At 65.4% G+C, this 20,760-nt stretch carries 21 protein-coding genes; 6 read left to right on the plus strand and 15 right to left on the minus strand.

From position 1 onward, the window contains the following. Positions 1 to 69 precede the first annotated feature (69 nt). Positions 70 to 1,113 carry a nitronate monooxygenase gene (locus JWQ90_RS16440; protein WP_299696075.1) on the minus strand — a complete coding sequence of 348 codons (1,044 nt, stop codon included), beginning with the start codon at positions 1,111 to 1,113 and terminating at the stop codon, positions 70 to 72. A 164-nt stretch (positions 1,114 to 1,277) separates the two neighbouring features. Here JWQ90_RS16440 and JWQ90_RS16445 point away from each other — a divergent pair, with 164 nt between their 5' ends. Both JWQ90_RS16445 and JWQ90_RS16450 read left to right on the plus strand, forming a co-directional pair. Further along, a complete protein-coding gene (locus JWQ90_RS16445) occupies positions 1,278 to 2,960 on the plus strand; it encodes a SulP family inorganic anion transporter (protein WP_299696076.1) in 1,683 nt (560 codons plus the stop codon). Continuing rightward, positions 2,957 to 3,892, plus strand: a complete 936-nt coding sequence (locus tag JWQ90_RS16450; RefSeq protein ID WP_299696077.1) for a hypothetical protein — start codon at positions 2,957 to 2,959, stop codon at positions 3,890 to 3,892. The genes JWQ90_RS16445 and JWQ90_RS16450 overlap by 4 nt, the downstream gene beginning before the upstream one ends. 7 nt (positions 3,893 to 3,899) lie before the next feature. Here JWQ90_RS16450 and JWQ90_RS16455 read toward each other — a convergent pair whose 3' ends face one another. From JWQ90_RS16455 to JWQ90_RS16465, 3 genes are all read right to left on the minus strand, one after another. Beyond that, positions 3,900 to 4,076 (minus strand): CopG family transcriptional regulator, encoded by a 177-nt coding sequence (locus tag JWQ90_RS16455; protein WP_366919529.1) that lies wholly within the window; start codon positions 4,074 to 4,076, stop codon positions 3,900 to 3,902. A gap of 237 nt (positions 4,077 to 4,313) precedes the next feature. After that, entirely contained in the window at positions 4,314 to 4,682 is a 369-nt protein-coding gene (locus JWQ90_RS16460) for a cupredoxin domain-containing protein (RefSeq protein WP_299696079.1), read from the minus strand. Between the two features lie 8 nt (positions 4,683 to 4,690). Further along, on the minus strand, positions 4,691 to 5,617 hold the full coding sequence (locus JWQ90_RS16465) for a metallophosphoesterase (protein ID WP_366919530.1): 927 nt from the start codon (positions 5,615 to 5,617) through the stop codon (positions 4,691 to 4,693). Positions 5,618 to 5,814: 197 nt separating this feature from the next. Here JWQ90_RS16465 and JWQ90_RS16470 point away from each other — a divergent pair, with 197 nt between their 5' ends. Together JWQ90_RS16470 and JWQ90_RS16475 are read left to right on the plus strand one after the other, a co-directional pair. After that, entirely contained in the window at positions 5,815 to 6,327 is a 513-nt protein-coding gene (locus JWQ90_RS16470; protein WP_299696081.1) for a sigma-70 family RNA polymerase sigma factor, read from the plus strand. Further along, positions 6,324 to 7,103, plus strand: coding sequence for an anti-sigma factor (locus JWQ90_RS16475; protein WP_299696082.1), 780 nt, complete (start codon positions 6,324 to 6,326; stop codon positions 7,101 to 7,103). Before JWQ90_RS16470 ends, JWQ90_RS16475 begins: the two co-directional genes overlap by 4 nt. Before the next feature lie 103 nt (positions 7,104 to 7,206). Here the strand turns inward: JWQ90_RS16475 and JWQ90_RS16480 are convergent, their stop codons facing one another. Both JWQ90_RS16480 and JWQ90_RS16485 read right to left on the minus strand, forming a co-directional pair. After that, the gene (locus tag JWQ90_RS16480) at positions 7,207 to 7,554 is read right to left on the minus strand and encodes a hypothetical protein (RefSeq protein ID WP_299696083.1); all 348 of its coding nucleotides are present in this window, start codon (positions 7,552 to 7,554) and stop codon (positions 7,207 to 7,209) included. A gap of 67 nt (positions 7,555 to 7,621) precedes the next feature. Beyond that, entirely contained in the window at positions 7,622 to 9,553 is a 1,932-nt protein-coding gene (locus tag JWQ90_RS16485; protein ID WP_299696084.1) for a CocE/NonD family hydrolase, read from the minus strand. Between the two features lie 183 nt (positions 9,554 to 9,736). Here JWQ90_RS16485 and JWQ90_RS16490 point away from each other — a divergent pair, with 183 nt between their 5' ends. Further along, positions 9,737 to 10,924: an MFS transporter gene (locus JWQ90_RS16490; RefSeq protein WP_299696085.1), complete on the plus strand. Its 1,188-nt coding sequence runs from the start codon at positions 9,737 to 9,739 to the stop codon at positions 10,922 to 10,924. A gap of 24 nt (positions 10,925 to 10,948) precedes the next feature. Here the strand turns inward: JWQ90_RS16490 and JWQ90_RS16495 are convergent, their stop codons facing one another. The 4 genes from JWQ90_RS16495 to JWQ90_RS16510 all read right to left on the minus strand — a co-directional run bounded on the left by JWQ90_RS16495 (position 10,949) and on the right by JWQ90_RS16510 (position 15,167). Then, positions 10,949 to 11,800 (minus strand): type 1 glutamine amidotransferase domain-containing protein, encoded by an 852-nt coding sequence (locus JWQ90_RS16495; protein WP_299696086.1) that lies wholly within the window; start codon positions 11,798 to 11,800, stop codon positions 10,949 to 10,951. Between the two features lie 8 nt (positions 11,801 to 11,808). Beyond that, positions 11,809 to 12,084, minus strand: a complete 276-nt coding sequence (locus JWQ90_RS16500; RefSeq protein WP_299696087.1) for a DUF4169 family protein — start codon at positions 12,082 to 12,084, stop codon at positions 11,809 to 11,811. A gap of 32 nt (positions 12,085 to 12,116) precedes the next feature. After that, the gene (locus JWQ90_RS16505) at positions 12,117 to 13,643 is read right to left on the minus strand and encodes an amidase (protein WP_299696088.1); all 1,527 of its coding nucleotides are present in this window, start codon (positions 13,641 to 13,643) and stop codon (positions 12,117 to 12,119) included. 78 nt (positions 13,644 to 13,721) lie between these two features. Continuing rightward, on the minus strand, positions 13,722 to 15,167 hold the full coding sequence (locus JWQ90_RS16510) for a M20/M25/M40 family metallo-hydrolase (RefSeq protein WP_299696089.1): 1,446 nt from the start codon (positions 15,165 to 15,167) through the stop codon (positions 13,722 to 13,724). Positions 15,168 to 15,387: 220 nt separating this feature from the next. On the opposite strand from JWQ90_RS16510, the gene JWQ90_RS16515 reads away from it, so the two are divergent. Continuing rightward, on the plus strand, positions 15,388 to 18,318 hold the full coding sequence (locus JWQ90_RS16515) for a TonB-dependent receptor (protein WP_299696090.1): 2,931 nt from the start codon (positions 15,388 to 15,390) through the stop codon (positions 18,316 to 18,318). 197 nt (positions 18,319 to 18,515) lie between these two features. Here the strand turns inward: JWQ90_RS16515 and JWQ90_RS16520 are convergent, their stop codons facing one another. From JWQ90_RS16520 to JWQ90_RS16540, 5 genes are all read right to left on the minus strand, one after another. After that, a complete protein-coding gene (locus JWQ90_RS16520) occupies positions 18,516 to 19,058 on the minus strand; it encodes a hypothetical protein (protein ID WP_299696091.1) in 543 nt (180 codons plus the stop codon). Next, positions 19,051 to 19,491, minus strand: coding sequence for a GFA family protein (locus tag JWQ90_RS16525; RefSeq protein ID WP_299696092.1), 441 nt, complete (start codon positions 19,489 to 19,491; stop codon positions 19,051 to 19,053). Before JWQ90_RS16525 ends, JWQ90_RS16520 begins: the two co-directional genes overlap by 8 nt. Positions 19,492 to 19,504: 13 nt before the next feature. Further along, positions 19,505 to 19,708, minus strand: a complete 204-nt coding sequence (locus tag JWQ90_RS16530) for a hypothetical protein (protein ID WP_299696093.1) — start codon at positions 19,706 to 19,708, stop codon at positions 19,505 to 19,507. A 214-nt stretch (positions 19,709 to 19,922) separates the two neighbouring features. Further along, positions 19,923 to 20,186, minus strand: coding sequence for a hypothetical protein (locus tag JWQ90_RS16535; protein ID WP_299696094.1), 264 nt, complete (start codon positions 20,184 to 20,186; stop codon positions 19,923 to 19,925). 83 nt (positions 20,187 to 20,269) lie between these two features. Further along, the gene (locus JWQ90_RS16540; protein WP_299696095.1) at positions 20,270 to 20,737 is read right to left on the minus strand and encodes a DUF6174 domain-containing protein; all 468 of its coding nucleotides are present in this window, start codon (positions 20,735 to 20,737) and stop codon (positions 20,270 to 20,272) included. Positions 20,738 to 20,760 lie beyond the last annotated feature (23 nt).

The raw sequence follows: 20,760 nt of genomic DNA on the forward strand, positions 1-20,760 counted from the left end.
TCGAACTGTAGGAGCGGACCTTGTCCGCGATTGCGGCTTCACCGGCACAATCGCCGACAAGGTCCGCTCCTACAGTGGTGAAATCCCGGCCAGCTCGCGTGTCAACGCCGCCGCTGGAATCTCCCTGCAGCCGCTCGCATTCTGCCCGGACCACAGCGGCGAAAAATCGTCGCTGCCGCGGCTCTCGGCCGCGGCACGCAGCGGCGCGATGGCGCTCGTCGCCAGCGGGAACTCCGGTGCCGCGGCGCTGATCGGGCCGACTTCGCGGACGATGCGGTTGACGATGCCGCGCGCCGGCCGGCCGGTGAAGACATTGGTCAGCGCGGTGTGCCGGGCCGCCTCGCTTTTCAGCGCCGCGCGATGGACCGCGCTGGTGCTTGCTTCCGGGCACAGCAGGTAGGCGGTACCGATCTGCGCGCCGGCGGCGCCCAGCGCCATCGCCGCGACAACGCCCTGACGATCGGCGATGCCGCCGGCCGCGATGACCGGCAGGTTCACCGCGCGCACGATCTGCAGCAGCAGCGCGAGGGTGCCGGCCTGCGTCGTCAGATCCTCGCTCAGGAACAGGCCGCGATGTCCGCCGGCTTCCAGGCCCTGCGCGATGATCGCGTCGACGCCGTGTTCCGCGAGCCAGCGTGCCTCATCGACCGTCGTCGCTGATGATAGAACTTTCGCGCCCCAGCTTTTGACTCGCGCCAGCAAGTCCGCCGACGGCAGGCCGAAATGAAAGCTGACGACGGCCGGCTTGAATTCCGCGATCAGCTCGGCGTAATCGGCATTGAACGGATGCCGCGGTGCGCCCGCGGTGATGTTCGAAACATCGATGCCGAACTCGCGGTAATACGGCGCAAGCCGGCCACGCCATGCGGCTTCGCGCGGAGCATCGACCTGCGGCGCCCGGTGCGCGAAAAAGTTGAGGTTGTAGGGCCTGCGCGTCTGCGCCCCGATCGCCACAAGCTCGGCCCGCAGCGCCTCGGAACCCAGCATCGCGCAGGGCAGGGACCCGAGGCCGCCCGCTTCGGACACCGCAACCGCGAGTGCGCTCAGCTGCACGCCGGCCATCGGCGCCTGGATGATCGGCAATTCGATGCCGAGCAGTCGTTGCAGATTCATCGGCCGTGCTCCGGAAAAACCGCATGCTAAGCCAGAAGTCCCTTTGCAGGCAGTTGCCGCCGATCCGCGCCGCGGCACCGTGCGTCCCGGGGTTTCATGTGAAGCACAGATAATACGTATTTTATGATAATGTAGTTCACATAAATTTTCGCGAGAGCCGGGCAATGATCGCGGTGGTCGAGGCAGCAAAAGCCGGCTTGTTCAGGCGCGATCAATGGCTGCGGAATGTGGTGGCCGGCGTCATCGTCGGCGTGGTTGCCTTGCCGCTGGCGATGGCTTTCGCGATTGCCTCGGGCGTCAAGCCCGAGCAGGGCATCTACACCGCGATCATCGCCGGGCTGGTCGTGTCGCTGTGCGGGGGCACGCGCATCCAGATTGCCGGCCCTACCGGGGCCTTCATCGTCATTCTGGCCGGTGTCACCGCCCAGCACGGAGTCGATGGCCTGCTGCTGGCAACCGGCATGGCCGGAGTCATTCTGATTCTGTTGGGCCTGGCCAAATTCGGCAGCGTTCTGCGCTTTATCCCCGACCCGGTGATCGTCGGCTTCACGTCCGGGATCGGCGTCATCATCTGGGTCGGCCAGTGGAAGGATTTCTTCGGCCTCCCTGCGCCCGGCGGTACGCATTTCCACGAAAAGCTGTTCCATTTGCTGGAGTCGTTTCCCGCCTTGAGCCCGGCGACGACCGGGCTCGCGCTATCGAGCCTGCTGCTGGTGCTTTATGGCCCGCGGATTCCCGGGCTCAAGCGCGTTCCCGGCCCGCTGATTGCAATGCTCGTGGCCACGATCCTCCAGTCGATTTTTGCATTCGAGGGCGTGGCGACGATCGCCAGCGCTTTCGGCGGCATTCCACTCGGCCTGCCTCATTTGGCGTTCCCAAACGTCACCTATGACCGCCTGATTTCGCTGGTGCCTTCCGCGTTCACGATCGCGATGCTGGGCGCGATCGAGTCGCTGCTATCCGCAGTGGTCGCCGACGGCATGGCCGGAACCCGGCACAACTCGAATCAGGAGCTGATCGGCCAGGGCATCGCCAATCTGCTGTCGCCGCTGTTTGGCGGGATTGCGGCGACCGGCGCGATCGCCAGAACCGCGACCAATTTCCGCAACGGTGCCACCAGCCCGCTCGCCGGTGTCGTGCATTCGCTGACGCTGCTGCTGATCCTGCTGCTGCTGGCACCGCTGGCCGCCAAGGTGCCGCTGAGTGCGCTGGCCGCGATCCTGTTCGTCGTCGCCTGGAACATGAGCGAGGCCCGGCATTTCGTCCGCATGACGCGGACTGCGCCGCGCGGCGACGTGGCGATTCTGCTGATCACCTTCCTGCTCACCGTTCTGTCCGACCTGGTGGTCGCGGTCAATATCGGCGTCATTCTCGCGATGCTGCTGTTTCTAAGGCGCATGGCGTCCTCGGTGGAGGTGCTGCGGCTCGACGGCTCGGCCATTCAGCCCGAGTTGGAAATGAGCGGCCGCATGCACCTGCCGTCCGACCTGCTGATCTATTCCATCGAGGGCCCGCTGTTTTTTGTGGCGGTAGAGAATCTGGAGCGCGCTTTGGAGCAGACCCACACCGATCCGCGCGGTGTCGTCATCCGGCTCGGGCACGTGCCGTTCATGGATATCACCGGCATCCAGACGCTGGAAGAGTCGATCCACAATCTGGAGCGCCGCGGCGTGCGTGTGATGCTCTGCGAGGCGCGTACCAATGTGCTGCACAAGCTGGTGCGAGCGGGCGTGGTCAGAAAGCGGCCCGGTCCGCTGCGTTATTTCCGGAATCTCGAAGCCGCGCTGCGCGCCTTCGACGAACCGTCGGCGCCTGCCGAGCCGGTGACCAAAGCAGGCTCGCAGTGACATCCAAGCGCGCGCGCTCGCCGGCCGCGGCCGGCGACAGTCGCGCTGCCGCCGCAGCGACGTCGGTTGATGTGCCGCAAGCGGGGAAGGACGCAGCCGACGATCCGATCGTCATCCATATCAACGAGCCGATCGACGCCGCCGCGGGCAGGCAGCTCCGGCGCGTCGGCACCGGGCAATACGCCGCGCCGTTCGTGGTCGATGACGGCGAGTTCCTGCAGCTGCATTTCACGATGCGCTACACCCAGAGCCGGATGAGCCTGCGCTCGCCCGATACGCTTTCGCTGGATTACACCCGCAGGATGATGGCCTGCCTGCTGTTTCAGCCGGCCCCGATGCATGTCGAGATCGTGGGTCTGGGTGGCGGCTCGCTCACCAAGTTCTGCTATTACGAGCTGCCGCATACCCGCGTCACCACGATCGAGGTGGATGACAAGGTCATTGGGATGTCGCATCTGTTTCGGGTGCCCGCTCCATGCGCGCGCCTGAGCATCGTGCATGCCGACGCTGCCGAATATTTCCAGAACCGAGCCCAGACCCGTGCCCATTCGGCCGACGTGGTGCTGGTGGACGGATGCGACGTCCATGGCATCGCGCCAGCCCTGGCCACCGAAGGGTTCTACCGCTCGGTGCGGGACCGCCTGCGGCCGGATGGCGTGATGGTGGTCAACCTCGTCGGCGCCAATTCGATCAAGGATGCAGCACAGCGCAGCATCGCCAAGGTATTCGAGGATCAGTTCCTGCTGATGAACGCTGTTGTCGGCGGCAACCGCATCGCGCTGGCATTTCGCGGAGCGAACTGGCCTCCGCGCTGGGCTGCGATCAAGGCCGCAGCGCCGGAGCTTGGCCAGAAACATCGGCTCGATTTGCCCGGATACGCCGAGTCCTTGGAGCGCTGGTATCGCAACCGCGGCCGCAAGATGCCGCGTTGAAACGCCGCTATTTGCGGCTGCTTTTCTTGGTGCCGTAGGTGACGCCGTGTTTGGCGAGATAGTCGCGGATGAGTTGACGCACCACCTGCGACGGCGTCAGATCCTGCTGCGCGCAAAGCGACTCGAAAGCGCTTTTCTTTTCGGGGTCGATCAGCAGCGTCAGGCGGGCGGTCTTGGATTCCATGCGCGGATAGTAGCATGTGATGTGCATTGAATTACCATTAAAGGCAGGTCTCTGCACCCTGGCTCATGCGGCATTCAGTGCGGAGCTGGATACTGGGCTGGGTATCGATCGCAGGTCGTGCAGGGAAGCACGGCCGGGACCAGGACAGGATGTCCGCACGGCGACCGATGTCGAATAGCGATTGATACCGCAAAAGCCGCCGCTCCCCGCAGCGGCTTTTGTCGTGCTGAAGACGCTTCAATCGACCACGGTGATGCTGCCGTTCATGTCTTCGTGCCCGGAGCCGCAGAACACGTCGCACAGGAAAGGAAAGGTTCCGGTTTTCTGCGGCGTGATCCGCAGGCAGGACACCTGCCCCGGAACGATGTTGCTGCGGACGCCCAGATCCGGCGCGTTGAAGCCCATCAGCACATCGTCCGTCACCAGTTCGAGATCAAGGCTTTCGCCGCGGCTGATGGTGATGCTGGCAGGCCTGAACTCGTAACGCTTCGCCGATACCTTGACCACGCGCACGACCGGAACGGCCGTCCAGGCCGCGGCAGCAAAACCCAGCAGCGTGCTGGTGAAGAGGGCCATAGCAACGTGCAGGCGCCTGGTCTTGCGCATCGTGCGTCTCAAGCTTTCACCGGCAATTCGGTGATCGTCGGCACGCCGTGCTCCGACTCGATCTGGCGGAATCCCAGCCCCTGGTACGGTGCGGCCGGGTCCCAGGCCACCGGAGCCTTTTTCGGCACGGACAACGGAGCTGGCAGTGGCCACATCAGGCCTTGCGCGGAGTGGTGGGCGATATGCCCGGTCATGTGGTGATGCTGCTGGTGGATGTGCCCATAGAAAACAGTCACGTGTTCGAACGGCATCAGCAGATCGATCGCCTTGCCGGCATCGGGCGTCGCCCAGTCCCAGCTCGGCGCCAGGTCGAACAGCGGCCGATGCGTCAGCACGACGATGGCCTGCTGCCGGTCGAGTTTGGCGAGGTCCGCGCCCAGCCATGCCAGCTGATCGGCACCGATGTTGGCGGCGGGATCGGAGACATTGTCGAGCGCGATGAAATGCACACCCCGGTGGTCGAAGCTGTAGTGCGTGTCGCCGAAGAACTCCTTGAAAGCGGCGCCCTGATCCAGCGCGGCATCGTGTTCGCCGGCCAGATAACGGATGTCGCGCACCTTGAGCGCGGCGATGATGTCGCGGAACTCGCTCATGCGCTGCCTCCGCAACGCCGCGTCGTCGGTGGTCTGGGTCAGGTCGCCGGTGAAGACGATGAAATCCGGGGCAGGGCTCAGCGCGTTGACCTGGGCGAGCGCTTTCTGCAGCGTGCCGGCGAAGTCCGGGTTGATCACCGGATTGCTGAAGCCCCAGTGCGTGTCGGACAGCTGCACGAAATAGAAATCCTCTTCGGCGCCAGACGCCTTTTTGCCGTGGCGGCTTGCGGCTTGCGCCAGCGCGGAAAAGCCGCCGAGACCGGAGGCGAAGACCACGCCTCCGCCCAGACCGGCGAGCTTGATGAACTGGCGGCGGTCGATTGTCTTGTGCATGTGATGGATACTCCGCGGATGATCGTCCCGGAACGGACACCAGTGCATACCTGGCGCATCGCCGCAATATTCCCGTTGCCGGCTCCCCAAAATATTTCGCCGGAATCGGGAATAAAGCGCGCAGCGGACCGGTCTGTGGCTTGAATACCGGAGCGTTTCCGATCGACCTCTCGACAAGCCGCTCAGCAAGCCGGCGTTTCGCGGCGATGGCGGAGCCGCATCTGGACGCCGCCTACAACCTCGCACGCTGGCTCACGCGTGATCCGCAGGACGCCGAGGACGTGGTGCAGGAGGCTTATCTGCGCGCGTTCCGCTTCTTCGACGGATTTCGCGGCGGCGACGGCCGCGCCTGGCTGCTGACCATCGTTCGCCACACCGCCTACAGCTGGCTCAAGCAGAATCGACCCGCGGATCTGCATGTGGAATATGTCGAAGACGAAACCGGTCTGCATCTGCACGCAGCCGACGACGCGCCCTTGCATGCCACCGATCCGCAGACCCTGATGCTGCGCCAGGCCGACGGTCTGCGGATCGAGATCGCGCTGCGGCGCCTGGCGCCGGAGTATCGCGAGGTGCTGGTGCTGCGCGAACTCGAAGACCTGTCGTACAAGGACGTCGCGCAGATTGCCGGCATCCCGATCGGCACCGTGATGTCGCGTCTGTCGCGCGGCCGCCGGCAACTGCGCCGCGTGCTCGAACAGCTGGAGAAAACGGCATGAACCCGAACTGCGACGAGGTACGTGAGCTGCTGAGCGCCTACGCCGACGCAGAGCTCGATCTGGCGCGCACGCTGTCGCTCGAAAGCCATCTCGCCGTCTGCGCGGAATGCACCGCCCGTTTGCAGCGGCTACGCGATTTCAGCCGGGTATTGCGCGAGCGGGCGCCGTATCACCGGATGCCTGCGGCCCTGAAATCGCGCTTGCCCGGCCTGCTGGATGACGACGATGGCCGGGCGGCTGCAGGCCCGCGCCAGCACGGTCGCGGTCAGATCCTGCAGTGGGCGCTGCCGATCGCAGCCGCGCTCACGCTCTCGGTCGGCCTCAACCTGCTGATCGGCAGCCGCCGTGCCGATGGCGCACTGGTCGATGAGGTCGTGGCCGGCCACGTGCGGTCGATGATGGTGGCGCATCTGGACGACGTCGCCTCGACCGACCGGCACACGGTCAAGCCCTGGTTCGCCGGCAAGCTCGACTATGCGCCGCCGGTGTTCGACCTGGCGGCGCATGGATTCCCACTCGCCGGCGGCCGCCTCGACTATCTGGATCATCGCGCCGTGGCCGCGCTCGATTATCGTCGCGGACGCCACGTCATCAACGTATTCGTCTGGCCTGCGGCGGGCGCCGAATCTGAAGCGGAGCCCCTCACCAACTCCGGTTACAACATCGAACGCTGGACCGTCGGCGGCATGCGGTGGTGGGCGATATCCGATCTCAATGCCGGCGAGCTGACGAGCTTTGCAGAACAATTGCGGGCCGCGGCCATCGGTGCGGAATGAGCGCCGCCCGGGCATGACCCGCAGGTCGGCAATCCCTTGCCGACGTGAACCCGAGGCCGCGCCATCACTGCCTGTTGTCGGCAAGGGATTGCCGACCTACGGGTCAGGTCGGATTCGCCGGCTTGTTCTTCGGCGGCGCTGCTTTCACCGGCGTGTCGTAGACCAGGATCGATTCGCCGTCCTGCACCGCCGCCATGTAGCAGCCGTGAAACGGTTCGACATGATTCTCGCCGGCGTCGGCCGGCAGAGTGCCGGCCTTGGTGAAATCGACGTCGGTCCAGCCGTTGCGTTGTGCGACTTCCATGGCCATGTCGAAGTCGTGCTCGGAGTCCGGATCCTGTTTCAGGAACACCAGCAGCGGATGCTGTTCGCCGGCCGGATAACGGCCCGTGGCGCCCATTTTCGCAACCGCGGCGTACATGTGGATTTCGTAGGGTGCGTCGTGGCTCATGGTTTGCCACCGGCCAGAGTCGGAGCCGGGATTGTAAGCCGCGCGCTCAGTCTTGAGCGGATCGCTGCTACTGACTCAGCCGACTTCCCGAATACACACCCGGCACCAGGATCGGCAGTTCCACGTCGCTTGCCACTGCGGTATACGGGTTGACGTACAGCAGGCCGAGTACCGGCTCGAGCGCCGAGGTGATCGGCGGGATCGGCACATTGCCGAGGTAGGTGACGATGCCGGTGACGCCGGTCAGGCCTTCGGCGCTGACGATCGCCGCGTACTGGATGTGCTGCGGGTAGAACAGCAGGCCCACCTGGTCGCCGTCCTTCAGCTGCTCGCCGACCGCGGGCAGCAGGATACGAGCATCCTCGGCGATGTTGCGGTTGTTGGTGTGCTCGCCTTCGTTGAACGGCGTCAGCTGATCGTCGACCAGGAAAGGCGCCGCCGCGCCGCTGCGCAGGATGCCGACGCCGACGAAGGCATTGGTGCTCTGATTCGGCAAGGCCGGTGATCCGCGTGTGACCACGAGCTTGCCGATGGTTGGCGCGCCGGCCAGCAGCTTGTCGTTGCCGCTGATGGTCGCCACCGGCACGAACACCGGCGCGATCGTGAATGCGGGGACTTCGGCCGTCCCCGTCGCCAGGCTGGCCGGCACGGCGCCGTTACCGCTGAGCGAGCCGACCGGGAACGAATCGACCATCAGTCCCGCCGCCGCCACGTCCGGTGCGCCAGTGGTGTCGGCGACCGAGATGCAGATCTGCGGCAGCGCATCGTAGGCAGCGGAACGGGCGCCCTTGAGGTAGTGATCGAACCAGCCGAGCACCGCGGCAACACCGATCACGCCGCCGCAATTGGCGGTGCCCTCGGTCTGGTTGGCGAGCGGATTCATGTGGCCACCCTCGGTCGAGATCAGACGCACGTCGCCGCCGGCCTCGCTGAAATAACGCCGGTTCCAGTAAGCCTCGGTGAGGTTGAACAGCACGTCGCGATTGCCCTGCAGGAACAGCGCGGGCACTTTGCGCAGTTTCGCGCTGCTCTCGCCGAAGCCCCAGCCCGCGCCGGCCTTCTGCTGGCGCCGGAAGTAGCTCATGCCGTGGGTGTCGAACAGCGAGATCATCTCGTCCTCGCCGACCGGACGCGGCTGCGAGGCGGGCCTGGCGACGGCGGCGATCAGGTCGGCGCGCGAACGCACGTTGTAGGCGCCCAGGCCGGTGACGCCGATGGTATTGATCGCGGTCTGCACGATCGGCGTATTGCTGACGCCGCCGGTGATCGCCAGCAGGCCGAGCAGGCCGCCGAAACTGAGCTTCACCGAATCGCCCGGCAGCAGGCTGTACAGCAGGCCGTGCCAGGTGCCGTTGGGGACGATCGTGTCGACTCGCGGGTCCAGTGCCGCCAGCGGCAGCTGGAACGCGCCGCCGTAGCTGTAGCCGAGCGTACCGACCTTGACGTCTTTGGCGATGCCGGTACCGCTCTCGCGCTCGATGCCGTAGTCGGCCGCGTGCTCGTAGGCCCAGTCGAGCAGCGCGCGTGCGTCCTGGGTCTCCGCGGCCGGGTCGATCAGCCGCGCGTTGGCGTCGGTGGACTGGCCGTGGCCACGCTCGTCGAAGCTGAGCACCACGTAGCCGTGATACGGCAGCGCCTGCGCCAGCGCGTCGATCGACGGGAAGTGCGGCAGGTCTGGTTGCAGGTCACCGTTGGCGGCGAGCGCGGTCAGGCGCGATCCGCCGTAGCCATGGCTGTGCAGCACCAGCGGATAGCTCGCGCCGGGGCAGCGCGCCGGCGTCAGCACGGTGAAATAGATCGTCGTGGTCGGTGTCGGGTTGGCCGTCGCGTCGAAGTCCGATGGGCTGTCGATCACCAGCGAGCCATCGGTCGCTGCCGGAGCGGTCGGGCTGGCGCAAGTCGGGGCGGGGTCGCCGCTGCTGTCATCGGGCGACGTGGAACTGCAGCCTGAAAGCGACAGACAAGCCAGTGCCACGGCGCCCGCCATGATGTTCTGCATCGGCCCTCTCCTCGAGTATTTTTGAACCGCTTGGGGCGAGCCGAGTATATCGTCAGGTTGTCATGCAACCGTCATAGTAAAAAAGCGGGAGCGGCACGCCGCCGAACACGCCGGCGGTGAATTGCCCCTGAACTTCGCCGTCACATGGAACACTAACCACGCTGTCGGCCCACTGTCTTGCTCATGCCCTCCTGGTTTCAGACCCGCCTGCCGCTGCTGGCGCTGGCCATCGCCGCATTCGCCATCGGCACTACCGAGTTCGTGATCATGGGGCTGCTGCCGCAGATCGCGGCCGATCTTGGGGTCACGATCCCTCGCGCCGGCCTGCTGGTCACCGGCTACGCGATGGGCGTGGTCGTCGGCGGCCCGATCCTGGTGCTGCTGCTGATCCGTATACCGCAGAAAAGCGCGCTGTTGCTGCTGATGAGTCTGTTCACGCTCGGCAACCTGGCCTGCGCACTGTCGCCGAACTACGCGGTATTGATGTTGGCACGCTTCATCGCCGCGTTCTCCCACGGATCGTTCTTCGGCATTGCCGCCGTGGTCGCGACGCGCATAGTGCCCGAGCGCGAAGGCGCCCAGGCGGTAGGCCTGATGTTCGCCGGGCTGACCATCGCCAACATCGTCGGCGTTCCGCTGGGCGCGATGCTCGGCGAGGCCTATGGCTGGCGCGCGACGTTCTGGGCGGTGGTTGCGCTGGGCCTGGTCGCCGCGGCCGGCATCACGCAGTTCGTGCCGAAGCTGTCGGCCGAGGCCGCGCCGTCGCTGCGCCGCGAGCTGGCGGTCTTGAGGCGGCCGCAGGTGCTGCTGGCGCTGTGCATGACGGTGTTCGGTTTCGGCGGTGTGTTCACGGTCTTCACGTTTGTCGTGCCGATCCTGCGCGACGCGGCGGGCGTGCCGCCGAATTTGATCGCCTGGGTGCTGATGCTGTTCGGCGCCGGCGCCACGCTCGGCACGCTGGCCGGCGGCCGCATCGCGGACCGCGGCGTGATGCAGGCGCTGAGCCGCGTGCTGATATCGCTGATCGCGTTCTACGCGCTGTTCCCGCTGCTGATGAACAACGCGATCACCGCATCGATCGGCGTATTCCTGGTCGGCGCCCTGGGTTTCGCGGCCGGGCCGGGCTTGCAGACGCGCTGCATGCAGCAGGCGCAGGGCGCGCCGCTGCTGGCATCGACAATGAATCAGAGCGCATTCAACCTGGGCAATGCCGGTGGCGCGTATGTGGGCGCGGTGCTGCTCGGCAATGGCGCGAGTTATCACGCGCTGCCGTGGGCGGCGGCGTTGATTACGGTGCTTGGCCTGGGCCTGACGACGATCAGCTGGCGGATGGAGCGCCGCTCCAAAGTCGGCCCGCGTAGCTTGGGGTGAGCGTAGCGAACCCCAACATCGGTGCTAGCGGCGGCTCATCAGCTGCGAGAAGCGTGCGGCAAACGTATGCACATCCCCGGGCCAGCGCGCCGAAACATAGACTCCATCAATGACCACGAAGGCCGGCCGCGCGTCGACGGCCGAGTCGCGGAACAGGCCGCTGCTCTTGCGCAAGGCGCTGGCGGGCGCGTCCTCGAAGTCGTTCGGCGACGCCAGTTCGCGGCTGACCTCGGCCTGCACGCTACGATGGCCGCGCGGCTCGCCGCGCTGCTCGGAATACGTGCGGTAATACGAGGGATCCCAGAAGCGGCCGGCAAAGCGCATCAGCGACCAGGCCGAGGATTCGAGCTTCCAGCTCAGTGCAGTGGTGCGCCGGCCGTATAGCGCCGAGCGGCCGTCGGCGCGGCGTGCGCGAGCTGCGAGCACGACGCCATGACAGATCGCCGCGACCGGCTTGCCGCTGTCGAAGAACGCGCCGACGAAGGCCTGCAGCTGCGGGTCTTCCAGATACGCGCGCATGCCGCGCGACCAGTGGCCGCCGGGCAGCAGCAGGCCGTTGAAATCGGCCACTCGCAGCTCGTCGTAGCGCAGCGGTTTCAGGAATGCCGCGTCGACCAGCATCGCGCGGTACGCGGCGCGCGCGTCGGCATTGGCGCGCAGCATCAGGCCGAGCAGCTTGAGCTTGCGCAGCAGCGGCACGAAGCTCCAGAAATCCAGGCCTTCGCCGCTGAGCATCATCGGATCGGCGGTGGCCGGCTCGCCGTCCGGCGTCGCGAACAGCACGCGATGGCCGTCCTGGCGCAGCCGCTGCCAGGACACTGCGGCCTCGCTGGGATCGAAGTCGCGCGAGGGCAGGGGCATGATCACGGTCTTCATCGCCGCTTTCAGGACGGTTCTTGAGGATCGTGCTCGCGCTTGAGCTGATCGAGCCGGCGCTGCGCTTCTTCGGCCTGCGCGGCTTCGAGGGTTTTCTGCTGCTTGCTGCGGCCGAAGCGCACGCGATTTTCCGCCGCCAGCGCCTCGGCGTTCTGCTTGTCGCGGCGCTTGCGCGCCTTGTTGAGATTGATGACGTCGGCCATGCACAGCAGTTTAAACCGGCCAGCAAAGCGTAGGTCGTATATGGACTCCTCCCTTGCCGACGTGAGGCCGCGATTGCGCATTGATGCGTGCACGTCGGCAAGGGATTGCCGACCTACGGGGTGAGCTGCGGCGCCGGGAACGCTCCGCGCGCTTTCTCGAAGGCCGCCGCCATGCGAATCAGCTGCGGTTCGCTCCAGGCCGTGCCGATGAACGACAGGCCGACCGGCAGTCCCTGGACCAGGCCAGCCGGCACGCTGATGTGCGGATAGCCGGCGATCGCCGCTGATTGCGCCGCGCCGCCGATGCCGCGATCGCCGAGTACCGGGTCGATCAGCCAGGCCGGCCCTTTTGTCGGTGCCACCAGCGCATCCAGATGATGCGCGCGCAGCACCGCATCGATGCCGTCGACACCGGCGGCCTGCTTCGATCGCATCCGCGCCTCGCGATAGGCCTGGTCGCTCAGTGGGCCCTTGCTCTGCGCCTGCAGGAACAGCTCCTGGCCGAACAGCGGCATCTCGAGCGCGCGCATGGTGTCATTGAACGCGATCAGATCGGCCAGGTTTTTTGGGCCGCCCTGACGCGTCGCCAGGTAAGGGCCGATGCGGTCCTTGAACTCGTACAGCAGCACGCTCAGCTCGTCGGCGGCGAGCGCGGGGTCGCGCTGGAGTTCGGCCGGATCGACGAGTTCGGCGCCGCCGGCGCGCAGCAGCGCCAGCGCCGACTCGAAGACCGCGTCGACGCCGTCGTGATAGCCGCTCAGATTGCGCGCGACGCCGATGCGCAGGCCCTTCAGATCGCCGCCATCGGCCGGCAGCTGCAGACGGCCGATGAAGCCGTCCGGTATCGCCGGCGCCGCCGTATCGGACGGATCGCTCGCCGCCATCACGCGTAGCAAGGCGAGCGCGTCGCCAAGATTGCGCGCCATCGGCCCGGCCGTGTCCTGGCTGAACGCGATCGGGACGATGCCGCGGCGGCTGATCAGGCCGAGCGTCGGCTTGATGCCGACCACGCCGTTGACGCTGCTCGGGCAGACGATCGAACCATCGGTTTCGGTGCCGACCGCCAGTACCGCGAAGCCGGCCGCGACCGCGACCGCCGAACCGGCGCTGGAGCCGCAGGGGCTGCGCAGCGGCGCGTAGGCATTGCGCGTCTGCCCGCCGCGCGCGCTCCAGCCGCTCAGCGAATGCGTGGAGCGGAAGTTGGCCCATTCGCTCAGATTGGTCTTGCCGAGCAGCACCGCGCCGGCATCGCGCAGACGCTTGACCAGCGCCGCGTCGGTGGATGGATGCGAGTCGAGCAGCGCCAGCGAGCCGGCGGTGGTGAGCATGCGGTCGGCGGTGTCGATGTTGTCCTTCAGCAGCAGCGGAATGCCGTGCAGCGGGCCGCGTGCTCCGGTCTGCAGCCGCTCCGCGTCGAGCGCGGCGGCGATCGCGTCCGCATCCGGATTCAGCTCGATCACCGACTGCAGCCGCGGCCCGCGGCGATCGAGCGCCTCGATGCGCGCGACGAAGTAGGCGGTCAGTGCGCGCGAACTCAGTTCTTTGCGATCCATCGCCGCCTGCAGCTCGGCGACGCTCATGCTCTCGTAGGCCGGCGTCGCGATCGATGCATGACTGATGCCGAGGCCGAGGCTTGCCATGCACAGCCGATGCAATAGCGCGAACCGGCCGCGCATCAAGCCGAGTCGAATGCGGGTGTGGATTTCGAACTCACGACACTACTTCTGGCTGCCGTAAATCTTGACGATCTCGTACAGGAACACGCGTCCGTCCATCAACGATTTCACGCGAATGCGTTCGTTGAGGCCATGCATGTGGCTGCCTTCGGCATCGTGAAACATGCCGGACAGGCCGTAGGTGGGAATACCGGCCGCATTCAGAAAACGGCCGTCGGTGGCGCCGGTCGACATCGTCGGCACGATCGCGACACCCGGCCAGATGGTGTCGGCGATCTTGCGTACCGGCTGCATGATCTGCGCCGTCAGCGGCGGCGCCGGGCCGACCACCACCGGCTCGTCCGAGGGCTTGATCGCGATCTTGTCGTCGGCCAGCACCATGGCCAGCGTCTTCTGCACCTCGGCCACCGGCACGCCCGGCAGGATGCGGCAGTTGACGTTGGCGGTGGCGCGCTGCGGCAGCGCGTTCGGCGCATGGCCGCCGGACAACTGCGTGGCGACGCAGGTGGTGCGCAGCATGCTGTTCCACATCGGATTCGCGGCCCACAGACGAGCCTGCGCATCGGTGTCCGGCGGGGTTTTCAGCACCGCCTGTATGTCCGCGGCAACATCCGGTGCAACCAGCTTCGATTGCGCTTCGAAATAGCCGCGCGTCGCCTCGTTCAGCGCCAGCGGAAACGGGTACGCGGACAGGCGCATCAGCCCGGCCGCCAGTCTATAGATCGCGTTGTCCGGCACCGGCCGCGAGCTGTGGCCGCCGCCACTGGTGGTCGAAAGCTCGAAGTCCTCGTAAACCTTTTCGCCCGCCTGAATCTGCAGCGATACCGGCTTGCCGGCGGCATCGAGTTCGCCGCCGGCGCCCTCGTTCAGCGCGAACGCGGCCTGCAGCGCAGCCGGCTGGTTTTGCAGCAGCCAGCGCACGCTGTTGAAGTGCTCGGAGGTTTCTTCGCCGCAGGTCAGCGCCAGCTTGATGTCGCGCCTGGGTTTATAGCCTTGAGTCCTGTAGCGAATCATCGCGTCGGTGAACACCGCGGCCATCGCCTTGTCGTCGCTGGCACCGCGTGCGTAGAACCAGCCGTCCTCCTCGACCAGCTTGAACGGATCGCGCTGCCAGTCCTCGCGCCTGGCTTCGACGACGTCGATATGTGCGAGCAGCAGCACCGCTTCGAGTTTCGGCGAGCTGCCGTGCAGCGTCGCGATCAGCGCCTGTTCGCGCGGATGATCGGCCGGGCCGAGGATCTGCAGATCGCGATCCGCAAAGCCGGCAGCAGACAAGCGCGCCGACATCGCTTTGGCGGCGGCGCTGCAGTCGCCGGCCGACAGTGTGGTATTGATTTCGATCAGCTCGCGATACAGATCACGGAACCCCGGCTCGCCATCGTTCTGCGCGCTCGTGCTGCCGCACACCATCGTCAATGCTGTGGCGGCGATCACGGCGATGACGCGGCGCGGCTGAGGTGCCGCGGCTGGCACGCGAGTGCGGTTCATGACTTCATCCCTGGTGGCGATCATCGACGGTAGCGCCGCGGCGTGGCCGGAGGCAAGAGTGATTTCCGCCGTGCCCGCCCGCGCAAGCGCAAGAGGAATCTCCCGGCGCTCCAGTGAGGAGCCGCAGTATTGAAGGCGCGGCCTTGCGGCATGAAACTTGATGAAACAATGCCCGCAGCGCCAGGGGCGGCACGCACAAAACTAAAGAGAGGGAGTTCTCATGGACAGGAACAAACAGGCAGTAGCCCGTCACGCTTCACGCCTGCTGTGGGGTGGCGCGCTGCTCGCCGCTTTCGGCGGGACCGCGCCGGCGCTAGCGCAGAGCGGGCCAGCACCGAGCGACGAGCCCGTAGCGATCGAAACCATCATCGTCACAGGCTCCCACATCCGCAAGGCGGAGGCCGAGGGTGCGGCGCCGGTGCAGACGCTGAGTCGCGAGGACATCGAGAACAGCGGCCTGCGTAGCATTGGCGACATCCTGTCGCAGCTGTCGGTGAGCGGCTCGGCGCTGAATACCAAGTTCAATTCGGCGGGCAACTTCGGCTTCCCGCCCGACGGCGGTGGTGTCGGCTCCGGCTCGGCCACGGTCGCCCTGCGTCAGCTGGGCGCCAAACGCACGCTGGTGCTGGTGGACGGCCTGCGCTGGGTCAACGAGTCGTCCGCGTCGGGTGTTTCGGCGGCAGTCGACATCAACACGATCCCGATGAGCATGGTCGACCACATCGAAATCCTGACCGACGGCGCATCCGCGGTCTACGGATCGGACGCGATCGGCGGCGTGGTCAACATCATCACCAAGAAAAAGCAGGACGGCATCCTGTTCGATGCGTACGGCGGCGACTACTCGACCGGCGACGGCAAGACCAAGTCGGCCAACGTGTCGTTCGGCGGCAGCGGCGATAAGTACGACTACTTTGTCGACCTGAGCTACTTCGATCAGAACGGCATCAGCTCCAACGCCACCGCGCAGTCACGCTATCCGGTGCCGGGCACCGGTGTCGCTTTCGGCAGCTCGGCGATCCCGACAACGCGCACCGTGTTCACGCCGACCGATCCCACCCAGACTTACGGAACCCTGTGTCCGATCGATCCGGATGCGGGTGTGTCGGTCTGCGACATCACCGCCAACGGCAACGCTCCGAGTGGCGGCGTGCAGAGTTTCCCGACCGGCTTTCACCAGTTCAGCGGCGCGGATCGCTTCAATTTCGCCGAGTACAACCTGCTGCTGACGCCGTCGACACGCAAGGCGATCTTCGCGCAGACCAGCTACCAGCTGCTCGATCACGTGAAGTTCTCGGTCAAGGGCCTGTACCAGAATCGCGAGTCCGTGAACCAGGCTGCGGCCGAGCCGATCTTCATCGGCGCCGGCGCCGGTACCGGCGGCCTGGCGGATACCGTCGGCGTCGACGTGAGCAATCCCTACAACCCGTTCGGCGTCACCCTCGATTCGAGCAATCTCGCGTTCGCCGGCATGCGTCCGCTGGCCGGCGGTCCGCGCGTGTTCTCGCAGAACGTCGACACGCTGTATCTGACCGGCGGCCTGCAGGGTGACTTCGACCTGTTCGGCAAAAACTACAACTGGGACGCGCACTACATCGACAGCAGCAACCGCGCGCAGCAGTACGTGACCGGCACCTACAACATCGCGCACATCCAGCGCGCGCTTGGCCCGGTGTCCAATTGCGACGGTACTATCGCGACGGGCAACTGCGTGCCGCTGAATTTCTTCGGCGGTCCGGCGGGCCTTACGCAGGACATGCTGAACTACATCCAATTCACCGAGAACGATCACAGTGAACAGACGCTGCACTCGGTCTCGGCGAACGTCTCCGGCCCGATTGTCACGCTGCCGGCTGGCGACCTGAGCTTTGCGGCCGGCTATGAATCGCGCCGCCTGCACGGCGAATACGCGCCGGATTCGGTGGTGACCGCCGGTGAAACCAACGGTGTGCCTTCGCAGCCGACCTCGGGCGGTTACACCGTCGACGAAGGCTACATCGAACTGTCGGTTCCGCTGCTCGCCGAGATGCCCGCGGTCTATGCGCTGGAGTTCGATTTTGCATCGCGCTATTCCGACTACGACACTTTCGGCGACACCACCAACAACAAGTACGGCCTGCGTTACCAGCCGATCAAGGATCTGACCCTGCGCGGCACTTATGCGGAGGGCTTCCGTGCTCCGTCGGTCGGCGAACTGTTCGCCTCGTCCAGCCGCTTCGACGCGACGATCGAGGATCCCTGCTCGAACGCGACCAACGCGCAGACGATCGCCAACTGCTCGGCGCTCGGCGTGCCGGCCGGCTTTGAACAGGCGAATACGCAGATCTCGGTGCAGACTGGCGGCAACAGCAGCCTGCAGCCCGAAACCTCGGAGAGCACCACCTTCGGTTTCGTCTACAGCCCCTACTGGGCCGAAAGCCTGCCGTTCACCAAGCGTATCGATCTGGAAGTCACGTACTACAAGATCAAGCTCGACGACGCGATCCAGTCGCTGGACGCGCAGACCCAGCTCGATCGCTGTGTCGCGACGTTGTCAGACGCTTTCTGCGGTGGTATCACTCGCGGCACGACCGGCGACATCAACGGCTTCAGCAACAAGCTGCTGAACCTGGGCACGATCGACGTGAAGGGTTACGACTTGACGCTGTCCTGGCTCAGCCCGGTCACGCCGGCCGGCAAGTTCGGCCTGAGCTTCAATGGTACTTACATGCAGGAGTACAAGTCGGTCTCCAAGGCCACCGGCCTTCAGGAGCCGCGTACAGTCGGCATCGAAGTCGCGGATAGCGGCATCCCGCGCATCCGCGGCAACCTGCGTGCGAGCTACGAGCTGAGCCGCTTCAATGCGAACTGGACAATGCGCTACATCAGCGCGCTGAAAGAAAGCTGCAACGACGACATCCTGTCTGATTTTCCGCAGTTGTGTTCGGATACTGACAAGGCGACGAACCGGCTCGGCGCGGTGGTCTACAACGACGCGCGCGTTTCGTACAAGCTGCCAGTCAAGGTCGACGCCACCGTTTCGGGGGGCGTCAACAACATCTTCGACAAGGCGCCGCCTGATTGCCTGAGCTGCTCGCTCAATGGCTACGACGCCTCGCTGTACGATCTGCCCGGCACTTACGGCTACGTGCAGGCTTCGGTCCACTACTGATGAGGTAGTGGTTGTTAAAAAGCCGCCCGATCGAAAGATCGGGCGGCTTTTGCTTTTGTAGGTCGGCAATCCTTTGCCGACGTGAGGCCTCGGTTGCGCATCGGAGATACACGTCGGCAAAGGATTGCCGACCTACATCGGGATTCAGCAATAGTGGACCTGGCCGAGAGCCTACGCGCCGACCGCGGCCATGCCGCCTATTCGGCTTTCCTGGCCGCATCCTGTGCCTCGATCAGGCGGCTCATGTCGATCGTCAGCCAGACGTACTGACCGGCGTCTTTGGACGAGCTGAAGTAACGAGTCAGGGCCTTGGTTTCTTCGACGCAGGGCGCGCACCAGCTGGCCGAATATTCCACGAGCAGCCACCGGTGCCGGGGCAGCGCGGCGAGCGTGATCGGCTTTTGTGTCGCGTCCATCAGGCCAGCGAAGTTTTCGCCGATGTACTCGCCATACGGGATCGGTACGCAGCTGCCCTTGCCGTCGTCGACGCAGCAGTAAGCGTCGCCCAGGGTCTTCTTCACTTCGGCGAGATCGGCGGGCCATGCCTCCGGTTGCAGCATCTTGCCGCCAGCGTCATACACAAAGGTCCGCGGCAGACTGAAGCTGCCAATGGCGCCGAGCTGCGCGTCGCTGAAATGACCAAGCAGATGCGGCGTCGCTATGGAAGTATCGGCAGCACCGGCGGTGTACGCCACGCTTGCCAGCGTCAGCAGCAGGGCTGCTGCATCGCGCCTACGCATCGGGGGTTTTCTCGGCCGCCGGATACTCGCCGGCGTATTGCGGCAAACCGTCGTCGATCGCCAGCCAGTTGGCTTTCGACGCCGTGTGAAAGTGAAACTCCGGGCCTGCCGGCAAGGGCTCGTTGATCAGCCCGACGCGCAGGCGCAGCAGCTCGGGCGTCGCGTCGCGGGCGCTGTAGACCGGTGATCCGCAGCGGCTGCAGAAAAAGCGCCGCTTGCCCGGCGACGACTCGTAGGCCTTCAGCAAGTCGGCGCCGGCGATCAGTTGAAACGAGGATTTAGCGACCGGCGAGTTGCTGGCGAACGCAGAGCCCTGGGCCTTGCGGCATTGTGAGCAATGGCAGAGCTGGATCGGCGCCAGCTCTGCATCGACGCGGTACTGGATGCCGCCGCACAGGCAGCTGCCGGTGTAGCTGCCTGCGTATAGGCCCATGCGCTCGCTCCCGTCAGAGCCGGATGAAATACGGTGCCGCCACCAGTGCGATACCGATCGCCACCAACAGCCAGGTGTTGGCGATGAAATACGGATACGCCATCAGCAGCAGCCCGCAGACCAGCGGCACCAGCTTGCCCTGCTTCTTGCCGTACAGGAAGAAACCCAGCCCGACCGAGCCGAATAGCACGCCCCAAAGAAGATTCGCCTGGTTCATCTGGACTCACGACACCAGTAGCGTGTAATCGGTGAATGGCATTCTGGCCACACACTGGCAATCTTTTGCCGGCGCGCACCGTTGGGGGCCCCATCGCCGCCTGTGTAGGAGCGGGTCATACCCGCGACTCAGGCCTTGAGCGGCACAGTCGCGGGTATGACCCGCTCCTACCGGTGCAGCTCGTGTTCGGATGCTGATCACTGATTACAGGCTGCTAGGGCTTGCAGCGCAGCACTTCGCCGTCGACCCCGCTGTCGGTGCTGCTCAGCACCAGGAAGCTGTCTCCGGAGCGTCCCGCCTGATCGAGCGCCGATTTGAGCGCCGCATCCGGGCTGCCCTTGACCTTGATGAACTTGACGAACTTGCAGTTCGCTTTCTGATCGTGGGTCACCACTTGGGCCGGCTCGCCCGCGTGGGCGTCGACGGAGCTGCCGATCAACAGCGCGGCGACGATTGCGATGTAACGCATGGAGCGCATGGAGCGAGTATCCCGAGGGTGGACCAACGACGCGACGTTAGCGCTTTTCGATCCGATGCGGAAACACGGCGGCGCAAGCCCGGTTACATGAAGTCCCGAACGTGATATTCGATCTCGTCGTCCGCGGCGCCGGATATCGGGTCGATTGTGATGTCCATCGGATATCCGCGCGTGGCGTCGTAGACCACGTCGACGTGATCGGCATCATCGTCGTACGCATCGCCGATGATGGTGAAAAGACCGTCGATCGTCGGCAGCGCAGCAGCTTGGTCGGCGTTCAAATATTCGCCGCTGTCTTTCTCGAACGCGGATTCGATCACGTCGTCCTTCACGATCACCACATATTCGCCGGGGCCGGCATCGGTCGTGCTGGAGCCGCAGAAGCAGGCGACCGTCAGAGTGAACTGGTAGTCGTCGATCATCGCGTCCGACCAACTTTTCTGCGCGGCCGTCAGCGCCGCGACACCGGCGTCCTGTTTATCGCTGCCACCACAAGCCGTGAGCGTCGCCACCAGCAGCAAGCTATAGCCCATCACACGAACGATCCCCATCGCATCTCTCCCTGATATTGAAT

The sequence above is a fragment of the Hydrocarboniphaga sp. genome (genome assembly GCF_028291725.1).
GTDB lineage: Bacteria > Pseudomonadota > Gammaproteobacteria > Nevskiales > Nevskiaceae > Hydrocarboniphaga.